Source organism: Streptomyces sp. NPDC088766, assembly GCF_044750845.1.
Taxonomy (GTDB): domain Bacteria; phylum Actinomycetota; class Actinomycetes; order Streptomycetales; family Streptomycetaceae; genus Streptomyces.
This window is the reverse complement of record NZ_JBIVKQ010000001.1, coordinates 1-19,408: the sequence shown is the minus strand read 5'-3', so window position 1 is coordinate 19,408 and position 19,408 is coordinate 1. Positions and strand designations below refer to the sequence as shown.

At 68.8% G+C, this 19,408-nt stretch carries 14 protein-coding genes and 1 tRNA gene; 3 read left to right on the top strand and 12 right to left on the bottom strand.

Annotation, left to right across the window (positions count from 1 at the left end; translation table 11 throughout):
* The first annotated feature begins 36 nt into the window (after positions 1 to 36).
* The gene (locus tag ACIP5W_RS00075) at positions 37 to 1,323 is read left to right on the top strand and encodes a hypothetical protein (protein WP_401464303.1); all 1,287 of its coding nucleotides are present in this window, start codon (positions 37 to 39) and stop codon (positions 1,321 to 1,323) included.
* 44 nt (positions 1,324 to 1,367) lie between these two features.
* Here ACIP5W_RS00075 and ACIP5W_RS00070 read toward each other — a convergent pair whose 3' ends face one another.
* The 12 genes from ACIP5W_RS00070 to ACIP5W_RS00015 form a co-directional block, all read right to left on the bottom strand.
* Positions 1,368 to 1,850 (bottom strand): DUF1707 and DUF4190 domain-containing protein, encoded by a 483-nt coding sequence (locus ACIP5W_RS00070; protein WP_401465592.1) that lies wholly within the window; start codon positions 1,848 to 1,850, stop codon positions 1,368 to 1,370.
* A gap of 328 nt (positions 1,851 to 2,178) precedes the next feature.
* Complete coding sequence (locus ACIP5W_RS00065) at positions 2,179 to 6,093, bottom strand: DNA-directed RNA polymerase subunit beta' (RefSeq protein ID WP_401464300.1); 3,915 nt, start codon at positions 6,091 to 6,093, stop codon at positions 2,179 to 2,181.
* Positions 6,094 to 6,190: 97 nt separating this feature from the next.
* The gene (gene rpoB, locus ACIP5W_RS00060; RefSeq protein ID WP_366059608.1) at positions 6,191 to 9,676 is read right to left on the bottom strand and encodes a DNA-directed RNA polymerase subunit beta; all 3,486 of its coding nucleotides are present in this window, start codon (positions 9,674 to 9,676) and stop codon (positions 6,191 to 6,193) included.
* Positions 9,677 to 10,251: 575 nt separating this feature from the next.
* Positions 10,252 to 10,635: a 50S ribosomal protein L7/L12 gene (rplL, locus tag ACIP5W_RS00055; RefSeq protein ID WP_355140812.1), complete on the bottom strand. Its 384-nt coding sequence runs from the start codon at positions 10,633 to 10,635 to the stop codon at positions 10,252 to 10,254.
* Between the two features lie 111 nt (positions 10,636 to 10,746).
* On the bottom strand, positions 10,747 to 11,277 hold the full coding sequence (gene rplJ / locus ACIP5W_RS00050) for a 50S ribosomal protein L10 (RefSeq protein ID WP_401464296.1): 531 nt from the start codon (positions 11,275 to 11,277) through the stop codon (positions 10,747 to 10,749).
* A gap of 332 nt (positions 11,278 to 11,609) precedes the next feature.
* Entirely contained in the window at positions 11,610 to 12,437 is an 828-nt protein-coding gene (locus ACIP5W_RS00045; protein WP_401464294.1) for a hypothetical protein, read from the bottom strand.
* A 108-nt stretch (positions 12,438 to 12,545) separates the two neighbouring features.
* On the bottom strand, positions 12,546 to 13,463 hold the full coding sequence (locus tag ACIP5W_RS00040; RefSeq protein ID WP_401464291.1) for a hypothetical protein: 918 nt from the start codon (positions 13,461 to 13,463) through the stop codon (positions 12,546 to 12,548).
* Between the two features lie 130 nt (positions 13,464 to 13,593).
* The gene (gene rplA, locus ACIP5W_RS00035; RefSeq protein ID WP_319673713.1) at positions 13,594 to 14,319 is read right to left on the bottom strand and encodes a 50S ribosomal protein L1; all 726 of its coding nucleotides are present in this window, start codon (positions 14,317 to 14,319) and stop codon (positions 13,594 to 13,596) included.
* Between the two features lie 103 nt (positions 14,320 to 14,422).
* Positions 14,423 to 14,857 carry a 50S ribosomal protein L11 gene (rplK, locus tag ACIP5W_RS00030; RefSeq protein ID WP_020132675.1) on the bottom strand — a complete coding sequence of 145 codons (435 nt, stop codon included), beginning with the start codon at positions 14,855 to 14,857 and terminating at the stop codon, positions 14,423 to 14,425.
* 169 nt (positions 14,858 to 15,026) lie between these two features.
* Positions 15,027 to 15,896: a transcription termination/antitermination protein NusG gene (gene nusG, locus ACIP5W_RS00025; RefSeq protein WP_401464288.1), complete on the bottom strand. Its 870-nt coding sequence runs from the start codon at positions 15,894 to 15,896 to the stop codon at positions 15,027 to 15,029.
* A gap of 79 nt (positions 15,897 to 15,975) precedes the next feature.
* Positions 15,976 to 16,263: a preprotein translocase subunit SecE gene (secE, locus tag ACIP5W_RS00020; RefSeq protein ID WP_356560341.1), complete on the bottom strand. Its 288-nt coding sequence runs from the start codon at positions 16,261 to 16,263 to the stop codon at positions 15,976 to 15,978.
* A 108-nt stretch (positions 16,264 to 16,371) separates the two neighbouring features.
* Positions 16,372 to 16,444 (bottom strand) — tRNA-Trp (locus ACIP5W_RS00015).
* Between the two features lie 281 nt (positions 16,445 to 16,725).
* Between ACIP5W_RS00015 and ACIP5W_RS00010 the strand changes: the two genes are divergently transcribed.
* Both ACIP5W_RS00010 and ACIP5W_RS00005 read left to right on the top strand, forming a co-directional pair.
* Positions 16,726 to 17,952: a pyridoxal phosphate-dependent aminotransferase gene (locus ACIP5W_RS00010; protein WP_401464285.1), complete on the top strand. Its 1,227-nt coding sequence runs from the start codon at positions 16,726 to 16,728 to the stop codon at positions 17,950 to 17,952.
* A 123-nt stretch (positions 17,953 to 18,075) separates the two neighbouring features.
* On the top strand, positions 18,076 to 19,107 hold the full coding sequence (locus ACIP5W_RS00005; RefSeq protein ID WP_401464282.1) for an adenosine deaminase: 1,032 nt from the start codon (positions 18,076 to 18,078) through the stop codon (positions 19,105 to 19,107).
* Positions 19,108 to 19,408: the final 301 nt, after the last annotated feature.

The following is a 19,408-nucleotide window of genomic DNA, read 5'->3' as shown; positions in this document are numbered from 1 at the left end:
CGGCCCCGGCCGGTCGTCCGAGGGGGGACCCCAGTCATGAGCACGGCCCGCAGCGACACGGCGGCGGACTCCGCGACGCCCGAAGAGCCCGACGGGCGTCAGGGGCGGCCACGGGTGCCGCGCCGGCTCACGCTGCCGGATGGTCTACGACCGTACCGTGCCCCGCTGCTCCTGTACGGCGTCACCAAGCTGGTCGGGCTGACCGTCTTCGCGCTCCTGCTCGAGGCCGCCGGCGACTACCGGGAGAAGCAGCCCCGCTTCGGCGGCGGCGCCCACTGGTGGGACGTGCTCGCCACCTGGGACGGCTGGTGGTACCTCCAGGTCGCCGAGAAGGGGTACGACCCGCGGCCCCTGACACCCCTCGCGCCGGGCGGCCTGTTCACGGTCGAGCAGAACTCCGTCGCCTTCTTCCCGCTGTACCCGGGGCTGATCCGCGGGGTGTCCGAGATCACCGGGCTGGGCCTGTTCGGGTCCGGGATCCTCGTCTCGGTGCTCGCGTCCTTCGTCGCCGCCGCCGGGATCTACGCCGTCGTCGCCATGCTCGCGGGGGTGCGGGCCGGCACCGTCGCCGCCGGGCTGTGGGCGGTCGTACCGGGCGCCGGCGTCGAGTGGGCGGTGTACTCGGAGTCCTTGTTCGTGGCCATAGCCGCCTGGTGCTGCTACGGCGTGATGAAGGGCCGGTGGCTGACGGCCGGGCTCCTCGCCTTCGTCGCCGGACTGAACCGGCCCACCTCCGCCGCCCTCATCGGCGCGGTCGGGCTCGCCGCGCTGGTGACCCTCGCCCGGCGGGACAGCAGACGCGAACACGGGGTGGCGGGACCGGTGTACGCGATGGTCGCCGCACCGCTCGGCCTGCTCACCTACGTCGCCTGGGTCGGGCTGAGCATGGGCGACCTGACGGCGTACTTCACGCTCCAGCGCGAGGGCTGGGCGCACTACTTCGACTTCGGCGCCTACACCCTCGACGTGCTGGGCAACACCGCCGTCGGCCGGCACGACTACCTGTTCGCCTTCTCCGTACCCGACCTGATAGCCGTCCAGGTGGTGCTGGCGCTGCCGTTCCTGATCGCGCTGATGCTGCGGAGGAAGCCGCCGCTGGTGCTCGTCGCGTACACGCTGGCCAGCGTGGTGACCGTGCTCGGCACCCAGCAGATGTTCGGCAACACGCCGCGCTACCTGCTGCCCTGCTTCCCGCTGCTCCTGGCCCCCGCGGCGGCACTGGGCCGCCTGAAGTGGCCGAGCCTGACGGTCTTCTTCACCACGGCCGCCGTCGCCTCGGGCTGGTACGCCCACTACGTCATGTTCGAGCTGGGCATCCCCTGACGAACGCCACCGGACCGACGGACGCCCCGCCCCGGTCTCCGGTCTCAGTGCGACGCGACCGCCGCCAGGAGCAGGACGGCCAGGAAGACCGCCCAGCCCGCCACCGACAGCCAGCCCAGGACGAGGCCGGCCATGGCGAAGCCGTCGCCGCCCTCGCCGGTGCGGCGGATCTCGGCTCTGGCCGAGTGCCCGAGGATCACGGCGGGAATGCCGGTGAGGCCCATCGTCATCGTGGTGAGGACGCCGCAGACCATGGAGCCGACCGCCTTGCCGTTCGTCGGCGGCGGGGCGGGGAGGAAGGTCCGCGGAACCTGCGCCGGGTAGCCGTGCGGCTGCGGGACGGACGGCTGCGCGGCGACGGGGCCCTGCGGCAGGTCGGCGACGATCAGGGACAGCTCGCCGACCGTGCGGGCCTCGTACGCGCGCGCCACCCGGCGCTCGAACTCCACCTGCTGGAGACGGCCCTCGGCGAAACCCGCTCTGAGCACGTCGACGGTGCGCTCCCGGTCCGCGTGGGCGGCCAGCATCGGCGGACCGCTCTGGCCCTGCCACGGCTGCCATGGCGACGGATACGACACGGACACCTCCCCCGCTCGGCGTGAACTGCCTCCCATCATTCTCCTACGCTCGGCGGACCGCGATGGTTCCCCCATTCGCCCCGGCACCGCCCCGTGGCGGGGCGGAGAGGGCTCCGGGAGACCGCGGGCGGGCCGGGGACGCGGGCAGGGACAGGCAGGGTGCCCGGGAGGGCACGGCACCGCGCGGAGGCGGCCACGACGCCGTGTACGGCCGCGGACACGCCGAAGGGCGGCCACCCGCACGGGTGACCGCCCTTCAGTGCTTCAGACGTACGCCTTACTGGTTGTACGGACCGTAGTCGTAGTCCTCCAGCGGGACGGCCTGGCCGGAGCCGGTGCCGAACGGCGAGTAGTCGATGTCGTCGTAGCCGACGGCCGAGTACATCGCGGCCTTGGCCTCCTCGGTCGGCTCGACCCGGATGTTGCGGTAGCGGGACAGACCCGTACCGGCCGGGATGAGCTTACCGATGATGACGTTCTCCTTGAGGCCGATCAGGGAGTCGGACTTGGCGTTGATCGCCGCGTCCGTCAGCACCCTGGTCGTCTCCTGGAAGGACGCCGCCGACAGCCAGGACTCCGTGGCCAGCGAGGCCTTGGTGATACCCATGAGCTGCGGACGACCGGAGGCCGGGTGACCGCCCTCCTGCACCACACGACGGTTCTCGGTCTCGAACTTCGAGCGCTCGACCAGCTCGCCGGGCAGCAGCTCGGCGTCGCCGGACTCGATGATCGTCACGCGGCGGAGCATCTGCCGGATGATGATCTCGATGTGCTTGTCGTGGATCGACACACCCTGCGAGTTGTACACCCGCTGGACCTCGGCCACCAGGTGGACCTGGACGGCACGCTGACCCAGGATGCGCAGCACGTCGTGCGGGTTCTGGGTACCCACGGTGAGCTGCTGGCCCACCTCGACGTGCTCGCCCTCCTCGACCTTCAGACGGGCACGCTTCGAGATCGGGAACGCCGTCTCGTCGCTGCCGTCGTCCGGCGTGATGACGATCTTCTTGGTCTTCTCGGTCTCCTCGATCCGCACGCGGCCGGCGGCCTCGGAGATCGGGGCGACGCCCTTCGGGGTACGGGCCTCGAAGAGCTCGACGACACGCGGCAGACCCTGGGTGATGTCGTCACCGGCCACACCACCGGTGTGGAAGGTACGCATCGTCAGCTGGGTACCGGGCTCACCGATGGACTGGGCGGCGATGATGCCGACCGCCTCACCGATGTCGACCAGCTTGCCGGTGGCCAGCGAACGGCCGTAGCACATGGCGCAGGTGCCGACGGCGGACTCGCAGGTCAGGACCGAGCGGGTCTTGACCTCCTCGACGCCGGCCTTGACCAGCTGGTCGATGAGGACGTCACCGAGGTCGACGCCCGCCGGGGCGAGCACCTTGCCGTCGACGACGATGTCCTCGGCGAGGCAGCGCGCGTACACACTGGTCTCGGCGTTGTCCGCCTTGCGCAGCACGCCGTCCTCGCCGCGCTCGGCGATGGCCAGCTTGAGGCCGCGCTCGGTGCCGCAGTCCTCCTCGCGGATGATGACGTCCTGCGAGACGTCCACCAGACGACGGGTGAGGTAACCCGAGTCGGCGGTACGCAGGGCGGTGTCCGCCAGACCCTTACGGGCACCGTGGGTGGAGATGAAGTACTCCAGCACGGACAGGCCCTCACGGAACGAGGCCTTGATCGGACGCGGGATGGTCTCGTTCTTCGCGTTCGACACCAGACCACGCATACCGGCGATCTGACGCATCTGCATCATGTTTCCGCGAGCACCCGAGTTGACCATCATCGAGACCGGGTTGGTCTTCGGGAAGTTCGCGTTCATCGCCTCGGCGACCTCGTTGGTCGCCTTGGTCCAGATCGCGATGAGCTCCTGCGTGCGCTCTTCCTTGGTGATCAGACCGCGCTCGTACTGCTTCTGGACCTTCTCGTCCTGCGCCTCGTAGCCCTGGACGATCGCCCGCTTCGCGTCGGGCACGACGATGTCGGAGATGGCCACGGTGACGCCGGAACGGGTCGCCCAGTAGAAGCCGGCCGCCTTCAGGTTGTCGAGCGTCGCCGCCACGATGACCTTGGGGTAGCGCTCGGCGAGGTCGTTGACGATCTCCGAGAGCTGCTTCTTGCCGACCTCGTAGTCGACGAACGGGTAGTCCTCGGGCAGCAGCTCGTTGAAGAGCGCACGGCCCAGGGTCGTCCGCAGCCGGAACGAGTCACCCTGCTGCCACTCCCCCTCCGCGGCGCGGTCGTCCCCGTCCTCCTGCACCGGCGGGGTCCAGCCGCGCGGCGGGATGGTGCCCACCGGGAAGCGGACGTCGACGCGCGACTGCAGCGACAGCTCGCCGGCGTCGAAGGCCATGATCGCCTCGGCCACGGACGAGAAGGAACGCTCCTCGCCCTTGACGTCGCGCAGCTCGCCGTCGGTGGTGAGGAAGAACAGACCGAGGACCATGTCCTGGGTCGGCATCGTCACCGGACGGCCGTCGGCGGGCTTGAGGATGTTGTTCGAGGACAGCATCAGGATGCGGGCCTCGGCCTGCGCCTCCGCGGACAGCGGCAGGTGCACGGCCATCTGGTCACCGTCGAAGTCCGCGTTGAACGCGGTGCAGACGAGCGGGTGGATCTGGATGGCCTTGCCCTCGACCAGCTGCGGCTCGAAGGCCTGGATGCCGAGGCGGTGCAGGGTGGGCGCACGGTTCAGCAGCACCGGGTGCTCGGCGATGACCTCTTCGAGGACGTCGTACACCACGGTGCGGCCGCGCTCGACCATGCGCTTGGCCGACTTGATGTTCTGCGCGTGGTTCAGGTCGACCAGGCGCTTCATCACGAACGGCTTGAACAGCTCGAGCGCCATCGCCTTCGGCAGACCGCACTGGTGCAGCTTCAGCTGCGGACCGACGACGATCACGGAACGCGCGGAGTAGTCCACGCGCTTGCCGAGCAGGTTCTGACGGAACCGGCCCTGCTTGCCCTTCAGCATGTCGCTGAGGGACTTCAGCGGGCGGTTGCCGGGACCGGTGACCGGACGGCCACGACGGCCGTTGTCGAACAGCGCGTCCACGGCCTCCTGGAGCATGCGCTTCTCGTTGTTCACGATGATCTCGGGCGCACCGAGGTCGAGAAGGCGCTTCAGGCGGTTGTTGCGGTTGATGACGCGGCGGTACAGGTCGTTCAGGTCGGAGGTCGCGAAGCGGCCACCGTCCAGCTGCACCATCGGACGCAGGTCCGGCGGGATGACCGGCACGCAGTCCAGCACCATGCCCTTGGGGCTGTTGCTGGTCTGCAGGAACGCGGAGACGACCTTGAGGCGCTTCAGCGCACGGGTCTTCTTCTGGCCCTTGCCGGTACGGATGATCTCGCGGAGCTTCTCGGCCTCCTCGTCGAGGTCGAAGGACTCCAGGCGCTTCTGCAGCGCCGCGGCACCCATCGAACCGTCGAAGTACGTGCCGAAGCGGTCGCGCAGCTCGCGGTAGAGCAGCTCGTCGCCCTCGAGGTCCTGGACCTTGAGGTTCTTGAAGCGGGTCCACACCTCGTCGAGACGGTCGATCTCGCGCTGGGCGCGGTCGCGCAGCTGCTTCATCTCCCGCTCGGCGCCTTCGCGCACCTTGCGGCGCACGTCGGCCTTGGCACCCTCGGCCTCGAGCTCGGCCAGGTCGGTCTCGAGCTTCTTGGCGCGGGCCTCCAGGTCGGCGTCCCGGCGGTTCTCGATCTGCTGCCGCTCGACGGAGACGTGCGCCTCCAGGGAGGGCAGGTCACGCGTGCGGCGCTCCTCGTCGACGTACGTGATCATGTACGCCGCGAAGTAGATGACCTTCTCGAGGTCCTTCGGAGCCAGGTCGAGCAGGTAGCCCAGCCGGCTCGGGACACCCTTGAAGTACCAGATGTGCGTGACGGGGGCGGCAAGCTCGATGTGGCCCATCCGCTCGCGGCGCACCTTGGCGCGGGTCACCTCGACGCCGCAGCGCTCACAGATGATGCCCTTGAAGCGGACACGCTTGTACTTGCCGCAGTAGCACTCCCAGTCCCGGGTCGGACCGAAGATCTTCTCGCAGAAGAGTCCGTCCTTTTCGGGCTTGAGGGTGCGGTAGTTGATGGTCTCGGGCTTCTTGACCTCGCCGTGGCTCCACTGACGGATGTCGTCAGCGGTGGCCAGACCGATCCGGAGCTCATCGAAGAAGTTGACGTCGAGCACTATGCGTCAATCCCTCTCAGGGTTGTAAGTCTGTGGTCTGAAACGGGGGTCGCGGGATCGGCGGGGCCTCTGCTGGAGAGGCCCCGCCGGACTCCCGTCAGACCTCTTCGACGCTGCTCGGCTCGCGCCGGGACAGGTCGATGCCGAGCTCTTCCGCCGCGCGGAAGACGTCCTCGTCGGTGTCGCGCATCTCGATGGACATGCCGTCCGAGGACAGCACCTCCACGTTGAGGCACAGGGACTGCATCTCCTTGATGAGCACCTTGAAGGACTCGGGGATGCCGGGCTCGGGAATGTTCTCGCCCTTGACGATGGCCTCGTAGACCTTCACGCGGCCGGTGACGTCGTCGGACTTGATGGTCAGCAGCTCCTGGAGGGCGTACGCGGCGCCATATGCCTCCAGCGCCCACACCTCCATCTCACCGAAGCGCTGGCCACCGAACTGGGCCTTACCACCCAGCGGCTGCTGGGTGATCATCGAGTACGGACCGGTCGAACGGGCGTGCAGCTTGTCGTCGACCAGGTGGTGGAGCTTGAGGATGTACATGTAGCCGACCGAGATCGGCTCCGGGAACGGCTCACCCGAACGGCCGTCGAACAGCGGGGCCTTGCCGGACGGGAGCACCATGCGCTCGCCGTCGCGGTTCGGGATGGTGTGCTGCAGCAGACCGGTCAGCTCGTCCTCACGGGCACCGTCGAACACCGGGGTGGCGACGTTGGTGCCGGGGGCGACGCTGTCGGCGCCGATCGCCTGGAGGCGCTGCGCCCAGTCGTCCGCGAGGCCGGAGACGTCCCAGCCGCGGCTGGCGAGCCAGCCGAGGTGGATCTCCAGGACCTGTCCCGGGTTCATTCGGGACGGCACACCGAGCGGGTTGAGGATGATGTCGACCGGGGTGCCGTCCTCCAGGAACGGCATGTCCTCGATCGGCAGGATCTTCGAGATGACGCCCTTGTTGCCGTGGCGGCCGGCGAGCTTGTCACCGTCCGTGATCTTGCGCTTCTGCGCCACGTAGACACGAACCAGCTGGTTCACGCCCGGCGGCAGCTCGTCGCCCTCCTCACGGTCGAAGACGCGGACGCCGATGACCTTGCCGATCTCGCCGTGCGGCACCTTCAGCGAGGTGTCACGGACCTCACGGGCCTTCTCGCCGAAGATGGCGCGCAGCAGGCGCTCCTCCGGGGTCAGCTCGGTCTCGCCCTTGGGCGTGACCTTGCCGACCAGGATGTCGCCGGCGACGACCTCGGCGCCGATGCGGATGATGCCGCGCTCGTCGAGGTCGGCGAGGACCTCCTCGGAGACGTTCGGGATGTCCCGGGTGATCTCCTCGGGGCCGAGCTTGGTGTCACGGGCGTCGACCTCGTGCTCCTCGATGTGGATCGAGGAGAGGACGTCGTCCTGCACGAGGCGCTGCGACAGGATGATCGCGTCCTCGTAGTTGTGACCCTCCCACGGCATGAACGCCACGAGCAGGTTCTTGCCCAGCGCCATCTCGCCGTTCTCGGTGGCCGGACCGTCGGCCAGGACCTGGCCCTCGATGATCCGGTCGCCCTCGTTGACGATGACCTTCTGGTTGACCGAGGTGCCCTGGTTGGAGCGGGCGAACTTGGCCAGGCGGTACGTGATGTACGTGCCGTCGTCGTTGGTGGTGGTGATGTAGTCCGCGGAGACCTCCTGGACCACACCCGCCTTCTCGGCCTTGACCACGTCGCCGGCGTCGACCGCGGAGCGGTACTCCATGCCGGTGCCGACGAGCGGCGACTCGCTCTTGATGAGCGGGACGGCCTGACGCATCATGTTCGCGCCCATGAGGGCACGGTTGGCGTCGTCGTGCTCGAGGAACGGGATCATGGCGGTCGCGACCGACACCATCTGGCGCGGGGAGACGTCCATGTAGTCGACGTCGTCACCGGGGACGTAGTCGACCTCGCCGCCACGACGGCGGACCAGGACGCGGGCCTCCTCGAACTGGAACTCGTCGTTGAGCGGCGCGTTGGCCTGCGCGATGACGAACCGGTCCTCTTCGTCGGCCGTGAGGTAGTCGACCTCGTCGGTGACGACACCGCCGGTGACCTTGCGGTACGGCGTCTCGATGAAACCGAACGGGTTGATCCGGCCGTACGAGGCGAGCGAGCCGATCAGACCGATGTTCGGGCCTTCCGGCGTCTCGATCGGGCACATGCGGCCGTAGTGCGAGGGGTGGACGTCACGGACCTCGAAGCCGGCCCGCTCACGGGACAGACCACCCGGGCCGAGCGCGTTGAGACGACGCTTGTGCGTCAGACCCGACAGCGGGTTGTTCTGGTCCATGAACTGGGACAGCTGGCTGGTGCCGAAGAACTCCTTGATGGAGGCGACGACCGGCCGGATGTTGATCAGGGTCTGCGGCGTGATCGCCTCGACGTCCTGGGTGGTCATGCGCTCGCGCACGACGCGCTCCATACGGGCGAGACCCGTACGGACCTGGTTCTGGATCAGCTCGCCGACGCTGCGGATGCGGCGGTTGCCGAAGTGGTCGATGTCGTCGGTCTCGACCATGATCGAGCGGCCCGACTCGCCGAGCGTCTCGGTCTCACCGGCGTGCAGCTTCACCAGGTACTTGATCGTGGCGATGATGTCGTCGGTGGTGAGCACGCCGGCGTCCAGCGGCTCGTCGGCGCCGAGCTTCTTGTTCACCTTGTAGCGGCCGACCTTGGCGAGGTCGTAGCGCTTGGGGTTGAAGTAGAGGTTCTCGAGCAGCGTCTGAGCGGCCTCGCGGGTCGGCGGCTCGCCCGGACGCAGCTTGCGGTAGATGTCCAGGAGCGCGTCGTCCTGGCCCTGGGTGTGGTCCTTCTCCAGGGTGGCGCGCATCGACTCGTACTCGCCGAACTCCTCGAGGATCTGCTCGGTGGTCCAGCCGAGAGCCTTCAGGAGGACGGTGACGGACTGCTTGCGCTTGCGGTCGATGCGGACGCCGACCATGTCGCGCTTGTCGATCTCCATCTCCAGCCAGGCACCCCGGGACGGGATGATCTTGGCGGAGAAGATGTCCTTGTCGGACGTCTTGTCGATGGAGGAGTCGAAGTAGACGCCGGGCGAGCGGACCAGCTGCGACACGACGACACGCTCGGTGCCGTTGATGACGAAGGTGCCCTTGTTGGTCATGAGCGGGAAGTCGCCCATGAAGACCGTCTGGGACTTGATCTCGCCGGTCTCGTTGTTCGTGAACTCGGCCGTCACGAAGAGCGGGGCCGCATACGTGAAGTCGCGGTCCTTGCACTCGTCGATGCTGTTCTTCGGCGGCTCGAAACGGTGGTCGCGGAAGGTCAGCGACATCGACCCGGAGAAGTCCTCGATCGGGGAGATCTCCTCGAAGATCTCCTCGAGGCCGGACTTGGTGGGGACGTCCTGACCGTTCTCGAGAGCCTCCTCGACGCGAGCCTTCCACGCTTCGTTGCCGAGCAGCCAGTCGAAGCTCTCGGTCTGCAGTGCGAGAAGGTTCGGAACCTCGAGGGGCTCCTTGATCTTTGCAAAGGAGATGCGCAGCGGGGCGGTGCTGGCAGCGTTGTTCGTATTCGCGGTCGAGGCGTTGCGCGAGGCGGCCAAGAGGGGGTCCTTCCGAGGGCTCGGACTCACTACGCGCGTACCGGCCCCTCTCCCGCACAATGAGACAGACTCCCCGGAATCAGCCGAAAGGCCAGGTCAGAGAGGGTCCGGTCATCGATGCTCGGGCGAGGGCATGCCCCTGGTGACGAGCAGGGGACAGCTAACAGGCAGCGCAAAGGGTCAGTGTAGCCACTTGGCACACTGATGTCCAGTGCGGGTTTTTCGAGACCCTCGTAGCTCTCAACGCCCTCGGTCCGGTAGCCCTCAACGCACGGTGATACTGCCCTCTTCGCCGTCGATCCATGCCTCGGATACGGATCCTTGTGACGACGCGTCCTGAGAATTGCGCGCTGCGTGCGGTTCGTCAAGGCCCCCATGCCCGAACGCGGGGCGCCCGGAGACACGACGAAGATCACCATACCCCTCGCGAACTCAGGTGCAAGGTAACCGTGGCCGCCCTCGGGAACGCCGAAGAGCGACCACCCGGATGGATGATCGCTCCTCGGTACGTCGGCGTTACAGCCCCGAGGGGACCTGTTTCGGCCTTCGCTGCGGTCGTCGCCGACCGCGGGGTGTTACTTGACCTCGACGGAGGCGCCGGCGCCCTTGAGGGACTCGGCGGCCTTCTCGGCGGCGTCCTTGGCGACCTTCTCGAGGACGGGCTTCGGGGCGCCGTCCACGAGGTCCTTGGCCTCCTTCAGACCCAGGGAGGTCAGCTCACGCACGACCTTGATGACCTGGATCTTCTTGTCGCCCGCACCGGTGAGGATGACGTCGAACTCGTCCTTCTCCTCCTCGGCCTCGACCGGGGCACCCGGGGCGCCCGGGGCGGCGACGGCGACCGCGGCGGCGGCGGTGACGTCGAACTTCTCCTCGAAGGCCTTCACGAACTCGGAGAGCTCGATGAGGGTCATCTCCTCGAACTGCGCGAGCAGGTCTTCCTGGCTGAGCTTCGCCATGGTGGGCGATCCTTCCACTAATTCGGCAGGTGCCGGATGTACTTGTTCGGCGGGCGTACGTTCGGCCCGCTAAGACCGCTGCCTCAGGCGGCGGTCAATGCGCGAGCCGAATTACTCGGCACCGCCCTGCTCTTCCTGCTTGGCGCGAAGGGCGTCCACGGTGCGGACGAGCTTCGAGGGAAGCGCCTGGAAGAGCTGCGCAGTCTGGGACTGCTTGCCCTTGAAGGCACCCGCCAGCTTGGAGAGCAGAACCTCGCGGGACTCGAGGTCCGCAAGCTTCTTGATCTCGTCGGCGGACAGCGCCTTGCCGTCAAGGACACCGCCCTTGATGACGAGGTTGGGGTTGTCCTTGGCGAAGTCACGAAGACCCTTCGCCGACTCCACCGGGTCACCGGTGACGAAGGCAACTGCCGTCGGACCGTTGAACAGGTCGTCGAGCGTCGAGATCCCGGCCTCGTTGGCCGCAATCTTGGTCAGCGTGTTCTTCACCACGGCGTACTGGGCGTTCTCACCGAGCGAACGACGCAGCGACTTGAGCTGCGCCACGGTGAGACCCCGGTACTCGGTCAGCACGGCGGCGTTCGAGCTGCGGAACTGCTCCGCGAGCTCGGCCACCGCGGCAGCCTTGTCGGGCCTTGCCATGAGCGTCGGCCTCCTTCCGGGTGTTGACGACCGCTCGGAAGGGGCTGGGACAAACGAAACGCCCCGGCGCAGGCGCACGGGGCGAGAGCTCGACCGAACGAGATCCGTGTACGGATCGCGGTCCGGGAGCACTTCCACAGTCACCTGCGCGGGTCGTCCGCATATCAGCGGATCCTTCGGCCACCGCACCCTCTTGCGAGCGCACGGCAACGACCAGCGGTCTTTGGCTTCTGTAGGAGCGTACGGGAACGGGTCGCCGTCGAGCAAATCCGCCCGTGAGGGGGCTCGGTGCTCCGCTCGTGGGGGAGCTCGGTGCTCCGTCCGTGAAGGGCTCAGCGGCCGGCCTTCTTCATCTCCTCGGCCAGGTCGAGGGTGTCCGAGGCGGGCGGGGCCTGCACGGTGACGGGCTTGCCGAAGTCGAGGAAGGTGATGGTGAGGTCGAGCTGGCCGTGCCGGCCGAAGCCCTGGAGCCGCAGTTGCTTGGTGCGGCCGGCCTCGTCGATCCAGACGTCCATGTCCAGTTCGTCGACGCCGAGCTTCTCGTACTGCGCGAGGGACTGCTCGCGGCGCTGGCGGACGCTCCTGGCCTCGTCACGGTAGGAGGCCCGGATCTCGTCGACGGTGGCCGTGCCCTCGTAGTGGGTCGTGGTCACACCGTCGACGGTCTCCGTGCCGGTCGTCCTCAGGTCGTCGGCCGCGGTGAGGAAGGTGCTCTCGTGGGCCGGGTTGCGGCGGACCGTGTCGGCCAGGGACGTGGTGTCGGCCTTGACGCCGCTCGGGGTGCCGGAGCTGCCGGGCGCCCCGAACCGCATCCAGTGCTTGCCGTCCTCGGTGGCCTCGTCGCTGCCGACGTACACCGCTCCGCCGACGAGGCGGACCTCGCCGACGCCCTTGTCCGGACCGCCTAGAACGGTCGTCCTCAGGCTCATGGCCGGCGGCTTCACGGCCATCGCGGCCTCGGCCCTGATCCGGCCCTCCTCCGGCATCCGGCCGGTCATCCGGTAGCGCAGGGAGCCGATCCGCTCCGTCTTCTCCGCGGCCCGCGCGACGGCCGTGGCCGCGGTCTTCGGGTCGCCCCCGTCCGCCGCGCCCTCCGACGCCGCCGCACAGCCCGTGACGAGCAGGGCGGACAGCCCGAGGACACCTACGGAAGATCTCATGCACATTCCCCCACGCAGCACACGGTGAACACCTGGTCGATTCACAGCGAGGGGGTGAAGGTATCCCAGAGGTGCGGGCGGGGTCCCGTGAATTCCCGGCGGCCGCTCTCAGGGCGTGGAGCCGGCCCCCTGCTGCCGGAGCAGCTCCGAGAAGTCGGCGGTGTCGGCCACCGGGGGTGCCTCGGTGTCGACCGGGGTGCCGTAGTCGCTGTAGTAGGCGGTCTGGCTGTACGTGCCGTTCGCCGACTCGCCCTTCTCGACCTTCTTGACCAGCAGGTCGTCCTCGTCGACCCAGATGTCGACGGTCTCGGTGGTGACGCCGGCCTGCTCCAGCTGTTTCTTCAGGTCGGCGAGCTGGCTCTCGCTGAGGCTGGAGTTGCGGCCGGCGAGGTCGGCGACCTCCACGGTGCCCGAGTAGTGCGTGGTCCGCTCGCCGCGGACCGTCTCCTCGCCGACCCTGCGCACGTCCCCGGAGGCCAGCAGGAGCTTCACCGACTGGTTCGGGGTGGAGTTCTCCATCTGGTCCTTGAGATAGGCCCCCGAGCCGCCGCCGAGGGTCTCCAGCGCGTCGTACGGGTACTTGATCCAGTGCTTGCCGCCGGCCTGGCCGGCGAAGGCGTCGCCCATGCGCGCGTAGTACGCGTCGGGCAGATAGCGGGCCTGCATCGAGATGGTGCCCAGCTGCCGCATGGTGTCGGCGACGGTGCCGCCGGTGTAGGTGATGGTGAGGGTGCCGGTGAGGCCGTCGCCCCAGCCGAGGGAGCCGTCGGCCGTCATCGCCATCACCGAGCCCATGGTGGTCGTCGACTCGACCTTGGCGGAGTCGGCGCGGTCGGTGGACTTCTCGGCGGTGCGCAGCGCGGCTATCGGACTGACGCGGCTGCCGCCACCGCCGGAGGAGGCGGCGGAGGCGGATCCCTCGTCCCCATCGGATCGCCCGGAGCCCGAGCTGCAGGCGGCCGCCCCGGTCAGCAGGGCCGCCGCGACGATCGAGAGGCCCGCCCGGCGTGCACCGGTGCCCTTCATACCCTCACCCCCATCTTGTCCCCGTGTCCGCACGGTAACGCACGGCACCGACAGCCGTACGGGAAAAGGGACGAGCCCCGCACCTCGGAAGGTTGCGGGGCTCGTCGCCGACCGGTGCGAACCGTCAGGTTCAGACCGCGGCCGGGTCCTCCTCGACGAGGAGGTTCCGGGTGCGGTTGGGGTCGACCTGGATGCCGGGGCCGATCGTGGTGCTGATCGCGGCCTTCTTGATGTAGCGGCCCTTGGCGGCGGACGGCTTCAGACGGAGGATCTCCTCCAGGGCCGCGCCGTAGTTCTCCACCAGCTGCGTGTCGTCGAACGACGACTTGCCGATGATGAAGTGCAGGTTGGAGTGCTTGTCGACGCGGAACTCGATCTTGCCGCCCTTGATCTCCGTGACGGCCTTGGCCACGTCGGGGGTGACGGTGCCGGTCTTCGGGTTCGGCATCAGACCACGCGGACCGAGCACGCGGCCGAGGCGGCCGACCTTGCCCATGAGGTCCGGGGTGGCGACGACGGCGTCGAAGTCCAGACGGCCCTTCGCGACCTCGTCGATCAGTTCGTCGGAGCCGACGATGTCGGCGCCCGCGGCCTCCGCGGCCGCAGCACGGTCACCGGTCGCGAAGACCAGGACCCGGGCGGTCTTGCCGGTGCCGTGCGGCAGGTTCACGGTGCCACGGACCATCTGGTCGGCCTTGCGCGGGTCGACACCCAGACGGAAGGCGACCTCGACGGTGCCGTCGAACTTGGACGTGGAGGTCTCCTTGGCGAGACGGACGGCCTCGAGCGGGGCGTACAGCTTCTCCCGGTCGATCTTGGCGTCCGCAGCGCGGAGAGACTTGCTGCGCTTGCTCACTACTGCTCCTGGGGGTTCTGAGGAGTCGTGGTACGGGCCGAGCAGGCCCTGCCACGTGCGGCCTGAGCCGCGACTGCTACGAAGGTGCTGCGGGGTTTGGAACTCAGCCCTCGACCGTGATGCCCATGGAACGGGCGGTGCCGGCGATGATCTTCGACGCGGCGTCCAGGTCGTTGGCGTTCAGGTCGGGAAGCTTGGTCGTGGCGATCTCGCGGACCTGCGCCTCGGTGATCTTGGCGACCTTGGTCTTGTGCGGCTCGCCCGAGCCCTTCTCGACACCCGCGGCCTTGAGGATCATCTTCGCGGCCGGCGGCGTCTTGGTGATGAAGGTGAAGGAACGGTCCTCGTAGACCGTGATCTCCACCGGGATCACCCAGCCACGCTGCGACTCGGTCGCGGCGTTGTAGGCCTTGCAGAACTCCATGATGTTGACGCCGTGCTGGCCGAGCGCGGGGCCGACCGGCGGGGCGGGGTTCGCCGCACCGGCGTTGATCTGGAGCTTGATGAGCCCCGTGACCTTCTTCTTCTTGGGAGGCATTGCTCTCTCCGGGTCCTAGTGAGAGTTTTCAGCCGTCCGGTCCGGATGATCCGGATGGAGGCATACCGCACAACGATAACGGGTATCCCTGCGCGGCCAAAAACCGAGCAGGTCAGGCGCCGCGCGAGCGGCCACCTGACCTGGTCGGAGGCTTGTGTTCCAGAAAGGGCTAGTTCTTCTGGATCTGGTCGAAGCTCAGCTCGACCGGGGTCTCGCGGCCGAAGATCTCGACGAGGCCCTTGACCTTCTTCGAGTCGGCGTTGATCTCGTTGATCGTGGCCTGCAGCGTGGCGAACGGGCCGTCGGTGACGGTGACCGAGTCGCCCACCTCGAAGTCCAGCACCTGGACCTCGACCTTGCGGGCCGGAGCCGGCTTGCCCTCGGCCTCGGCGGCCTCGCGGGCGGCCTTCTCCTCGGCCTCCGGGGCGAGCATCTTGACGATCTCGTCCAGGGTCAGCGGGTACGGGTCGTAGGCGTTGCCCACGAAGCCGGTGACGCCGGGGGTGTTGCGGACGACGCCCCAGGACTCGTTCGTCAGGTCCATGCGCACCAGCACGTAGCCGGGGAGCTTGTTCTGACGGATCGTCTTGCGCTCGCCGTTCTTGATCTGCGCGACCTCTTCCTGCGGCACCTCGGCCTGGAAGATGAAGTCCTCGACGTTCAGCGAGACGGCACGCTGCTCGAGGTTGGTCTTCACGCGGTTCTCGTAGCCGGCGTACGTGTGGATGACGTACCACTCGCCGGGCAGGGTGCGGAGTTCCTCGCGCAGGGCGGCGACGGGGTCGACGGGCTCGGCCGGCTGGGCTTCCTCGGCCTCTTCCGCGACGGCCTCGCCGTCCTCGGAGTCCTCGTCGTCGGAGTCCTCTTCGTCCTCGACGTGCAGCGCGGCTTCCTCCGCGGGCTCGCCCGCCTCGGCATCGGCAGCCTCGAACTCGTCCAGGTCCTCGTCAGCGCCCTCGACGATGTCGAGCTCGTCGTCGACCGACTCGGCATCCGCCCCGCGCGGCTCCATGGCGTCGTTCAGGTTCTGGTCAGACACGGTGGCTGCTTCTTCCTGGATACATAGGGGTGGAACACGCGAAAGGGGCGCCGATCGCCCGGCGCCCTTCGCTCTCGGCTCAGCCGAATACGTACTTCGCGGCGTGGTCGAGTCCATAGTCAATCACGGTCACCAGACCGATCATGATGACCACGAACACGATCACGACCATGGTGTACGTCGTCAGCTGGCCCCGCGTCGGCCAGACGACCTTGCGAAGCTCCGCGACGATCTGGCGGTAGAAGAGGGCGAGCCGCTTCAGCGGGCCCTTCTTCGCGCGCTTGCCGCCCTTGCGGGACTTCTTCTGCGCCTCAGGCACCTCGTCCTGGGCATCAGGCGTGTCGATGGAGCCCACGGCGTCCGCCATTCGTCCTCACCTGTTCCCGGGTCGTGGCCGTGCCGCGCCCGGTCTGAGCCGCACGGCGGTGCATTTCTGTACGTACATGCGCACACTGCCTGGCGAAGGAGTGTGTAGCAGGGCCGGAGGGACTTGAACCCCCAACCGCTGGTTTTGGAGACCAGTGCTCTACCAATTGAGCTACGACCCTTTGTGTGTCCCCCAACGTACCGCATCCACCCGGATGCTTGGTGTGCACCGGTTGTGGCACGGCTGTTGAAGGCCAACGACGTAGGAGTGTACGTGCTCCGGGGCGCCTCGTCGAACGTGAAGCGCCCGTGAGGGCCCCGGCGGCGGAAGATCGCCGGGAAACGGCCGGAAGATCACCAGGCCATCGCCCGGATCGGCACGGATGTTCGCAAGGGGGCCCGTCCTTGTTCAGTCCGTGAAACCCGTGTGCCGGGCGCGTTTCCTGTCTGAAACCATGGGGCCATGAGCCCTGCAACCCCTCCCACCGAGCGCCGGGTCTCCGCCCGGGTCGGTGCGATCTCCGAGTCCGCCACCCTCGCCGTGGATGCCAAGGCCAAGGCCCTGAAGGCCGCCGGGCGGCCGGTGATCGGCTTCGGCGCCGGTGAGCCCGACTTCCCGACCCCGGACTACATCGTCGAGGCCGCCGTCGAGGCCTGCAAGAACCCGAAGTACCACCGCTACACGCCGGCCGGCGGCCTGCCCGAGCTGAAGGCCGCGATCGCCGCGAAGACACTGCGCGACTCCGGCTACGAGGTCGAGGCGTCGCAGATCCTCGTCACCAACGGCGGCAAGCAGGCCATCTACGAGGCCTTCGCCGCGATCCTCGACCCGGGCGACGAGGTCATCGTCCCGGCGCCGTACTGGACGACGTACCCCGAGTCGATCCGGCTGGCGGGCGGTGTCCCGGTGGAGGTCGTCGCGGACGAGACGACCGGTTACCGGGTCGGCGTCGAGCAGCTGGAGGCGGCACGCACGGAGCGGACGAAGGTCGTCCTCTTCGTCTCCCCCTCCAACCCGACCGGCGCCGTCTACAGCGAGGCCGAGGCGGAGGCGATCGGCCGCTGGGCCGTGGAGCACGGTCTGTGGGTGATGACCGACGAGATCTACGAGCACCTCGTCTACGGCGACGCGAAGTTCGTCTCGCTGCCGGCGCTCCTTCCCGAGCTGCGCGACAAGTGCATCGTGGTCAACGGCGTCGCCAAGACGTACGCGATGACGGGCTGGCGGGTGGGCTGGATCATCGGCCCGAAGGACGTGGTGAAGGCGGCGACGAACCTCCAGTCGCACGCCACCTCGAACGTGTCGAACGTGGCCCAGGTGGCCGCGCTGGCCGCCGTCTCCGGTGACCTGGACGCGGTCGCGAAGATGCGGGAGGCGTTCGACCGCCGCCGCCGGACGATCGTGCGGATGCTCAACGAGATCGACGGTGTCCTCTGCCCGGAGCCCGAGGGCGCCTTCTACGCCTACCCGTCGGTGAAGGGGCTGCTCGGCAAGGAGATCCGCGGTAAGCGCCCGCAGGACTCCGTCGAGCTGGCGGCGCTCATCCTGGAGGAGGCCGAGGTCGCGGTCGTGCCGGGCGAGGCCTTCGGCACGCCGGGCTACCTTCGGCTGTCGTACGCGCTGGGTGACGAGGACCTCGTCGAGGGCGTGAGCCGGATCCAGAAGCTGCTGGCGGAGGCCAGGGACTGACCCGCCCCGTGCGCGATTCCGCGGGCCGTCTCCTTCGGGAGGCGGCCCGTCGCCGTGTGCGAGCAGGACCACGTTCGGGGAAACGGCTACCCGGACGGCCTCGGCGTACGGCAGGATTCCGGAATGGAGCGTGTACGTGATGTCTCTGAGCTGCCGAAAGCCCATCTGCACCTGCACTTCACCGGGTCGATGCGGCCCGGCACCGTGCTGGAACTCGCCGACAAGTACGGCGTGCGTCTGCCGGAGACGCTGAGCGAGGCCCTGACCAGTGGGGAGCCACCCCGGTTGCGGGCGACCGACGAGCGGGGCTGGTTCCGCTTCCAGCGGCTGTACGACGCGGCCCGCTCCTGCATCAGAGAGCCCGAGGACATCCGGCGGCTGGTGCGCGAGGCCGCCGAGGAGGACGTGAAGGACGGTTCGGGCTGGCTGGAGATCCAGGTGGACCCGACGTCGTACGCGCCGCGGCTGGGCGGGCTGATCCCGACGCTGGAGGTCATCCTGGACGCCGTGGAGTCGGCGTCCAGGGAGACCGGGCTCGGGATGCGGGTGGTGGTGGCGGCGAACCGGATGAAGCATCCGCTGGACGCCCGCACGCTGGCCCGGCTGGCCGTGCGGTACGCCGACCGGGGCGTGGTGGGCTTCGGGCTGTCGAACGACGAACGCCGGGGCATGGCACGGGACTTCGACCGTGCCTTCGCCATCGCCCGGGAGGGCGGGCTGCTGTCGGCCCCGCACGGCGGCGAGCTGGCCGGGCCCTCCTCGGTGCGGGACTGCCTCGACGACCTGCACGCCACGCGGATCGGGCACGGCGTCCGGGCGGCGGACGACCCGCGGCTGCTGAAGCGGCTTGCCGAGCGCGGTGTCACCTGCGAGGTCTGCCCCGCCTCGAACGTGGCCCTGGGCGTCTACGACAAGCCGGAGGACGTGCCGCTGCGCACCCTGTACGAGGCCGGGGTGCCGCTGGCCCTGGGGGCCGACGACCCCCTGCTGTTCGGCTCCCGGCTGGCCGACCAGTACGAGCTGGCCCGCCGCCACCACGCCTTCACGGACGAGGAGCTGGCCGAACTGGCCCGCCACTCGATCCAGGGTTCGGCGGCCCCGAAGGGCGTGCAGCAGAAGCTGCTGTCGGGGGTGGACGACTGGCTGGCCTCCTGACCGGCGGCCGTCGCACCGCGGTTCACCGGCCGGGTCTGCGTGGTGCGCTCCGCGCCGGTCCGGGCGGACGGTGCCCCCTGGTGCGGCGGGGTGCCCCATGGTGCGGCGGGGTGCCCCATGGTGCAGCGGGGCGTGGCGGGGCGTGGCGGGGCGGGGCGTGGCGGGGCGTGGCGTGGCGTGGCGGGGGGGGGGGGGGGGGGCCCCCCCCCCCCCCCCCCCCCCCCCCCCCCCCCCCCCCCCCCCCCCCGCGCCGGCCCCCCCCCCCGGGGGGGGGGGGGGCGCCCCCCCCCCCAACAGGCCC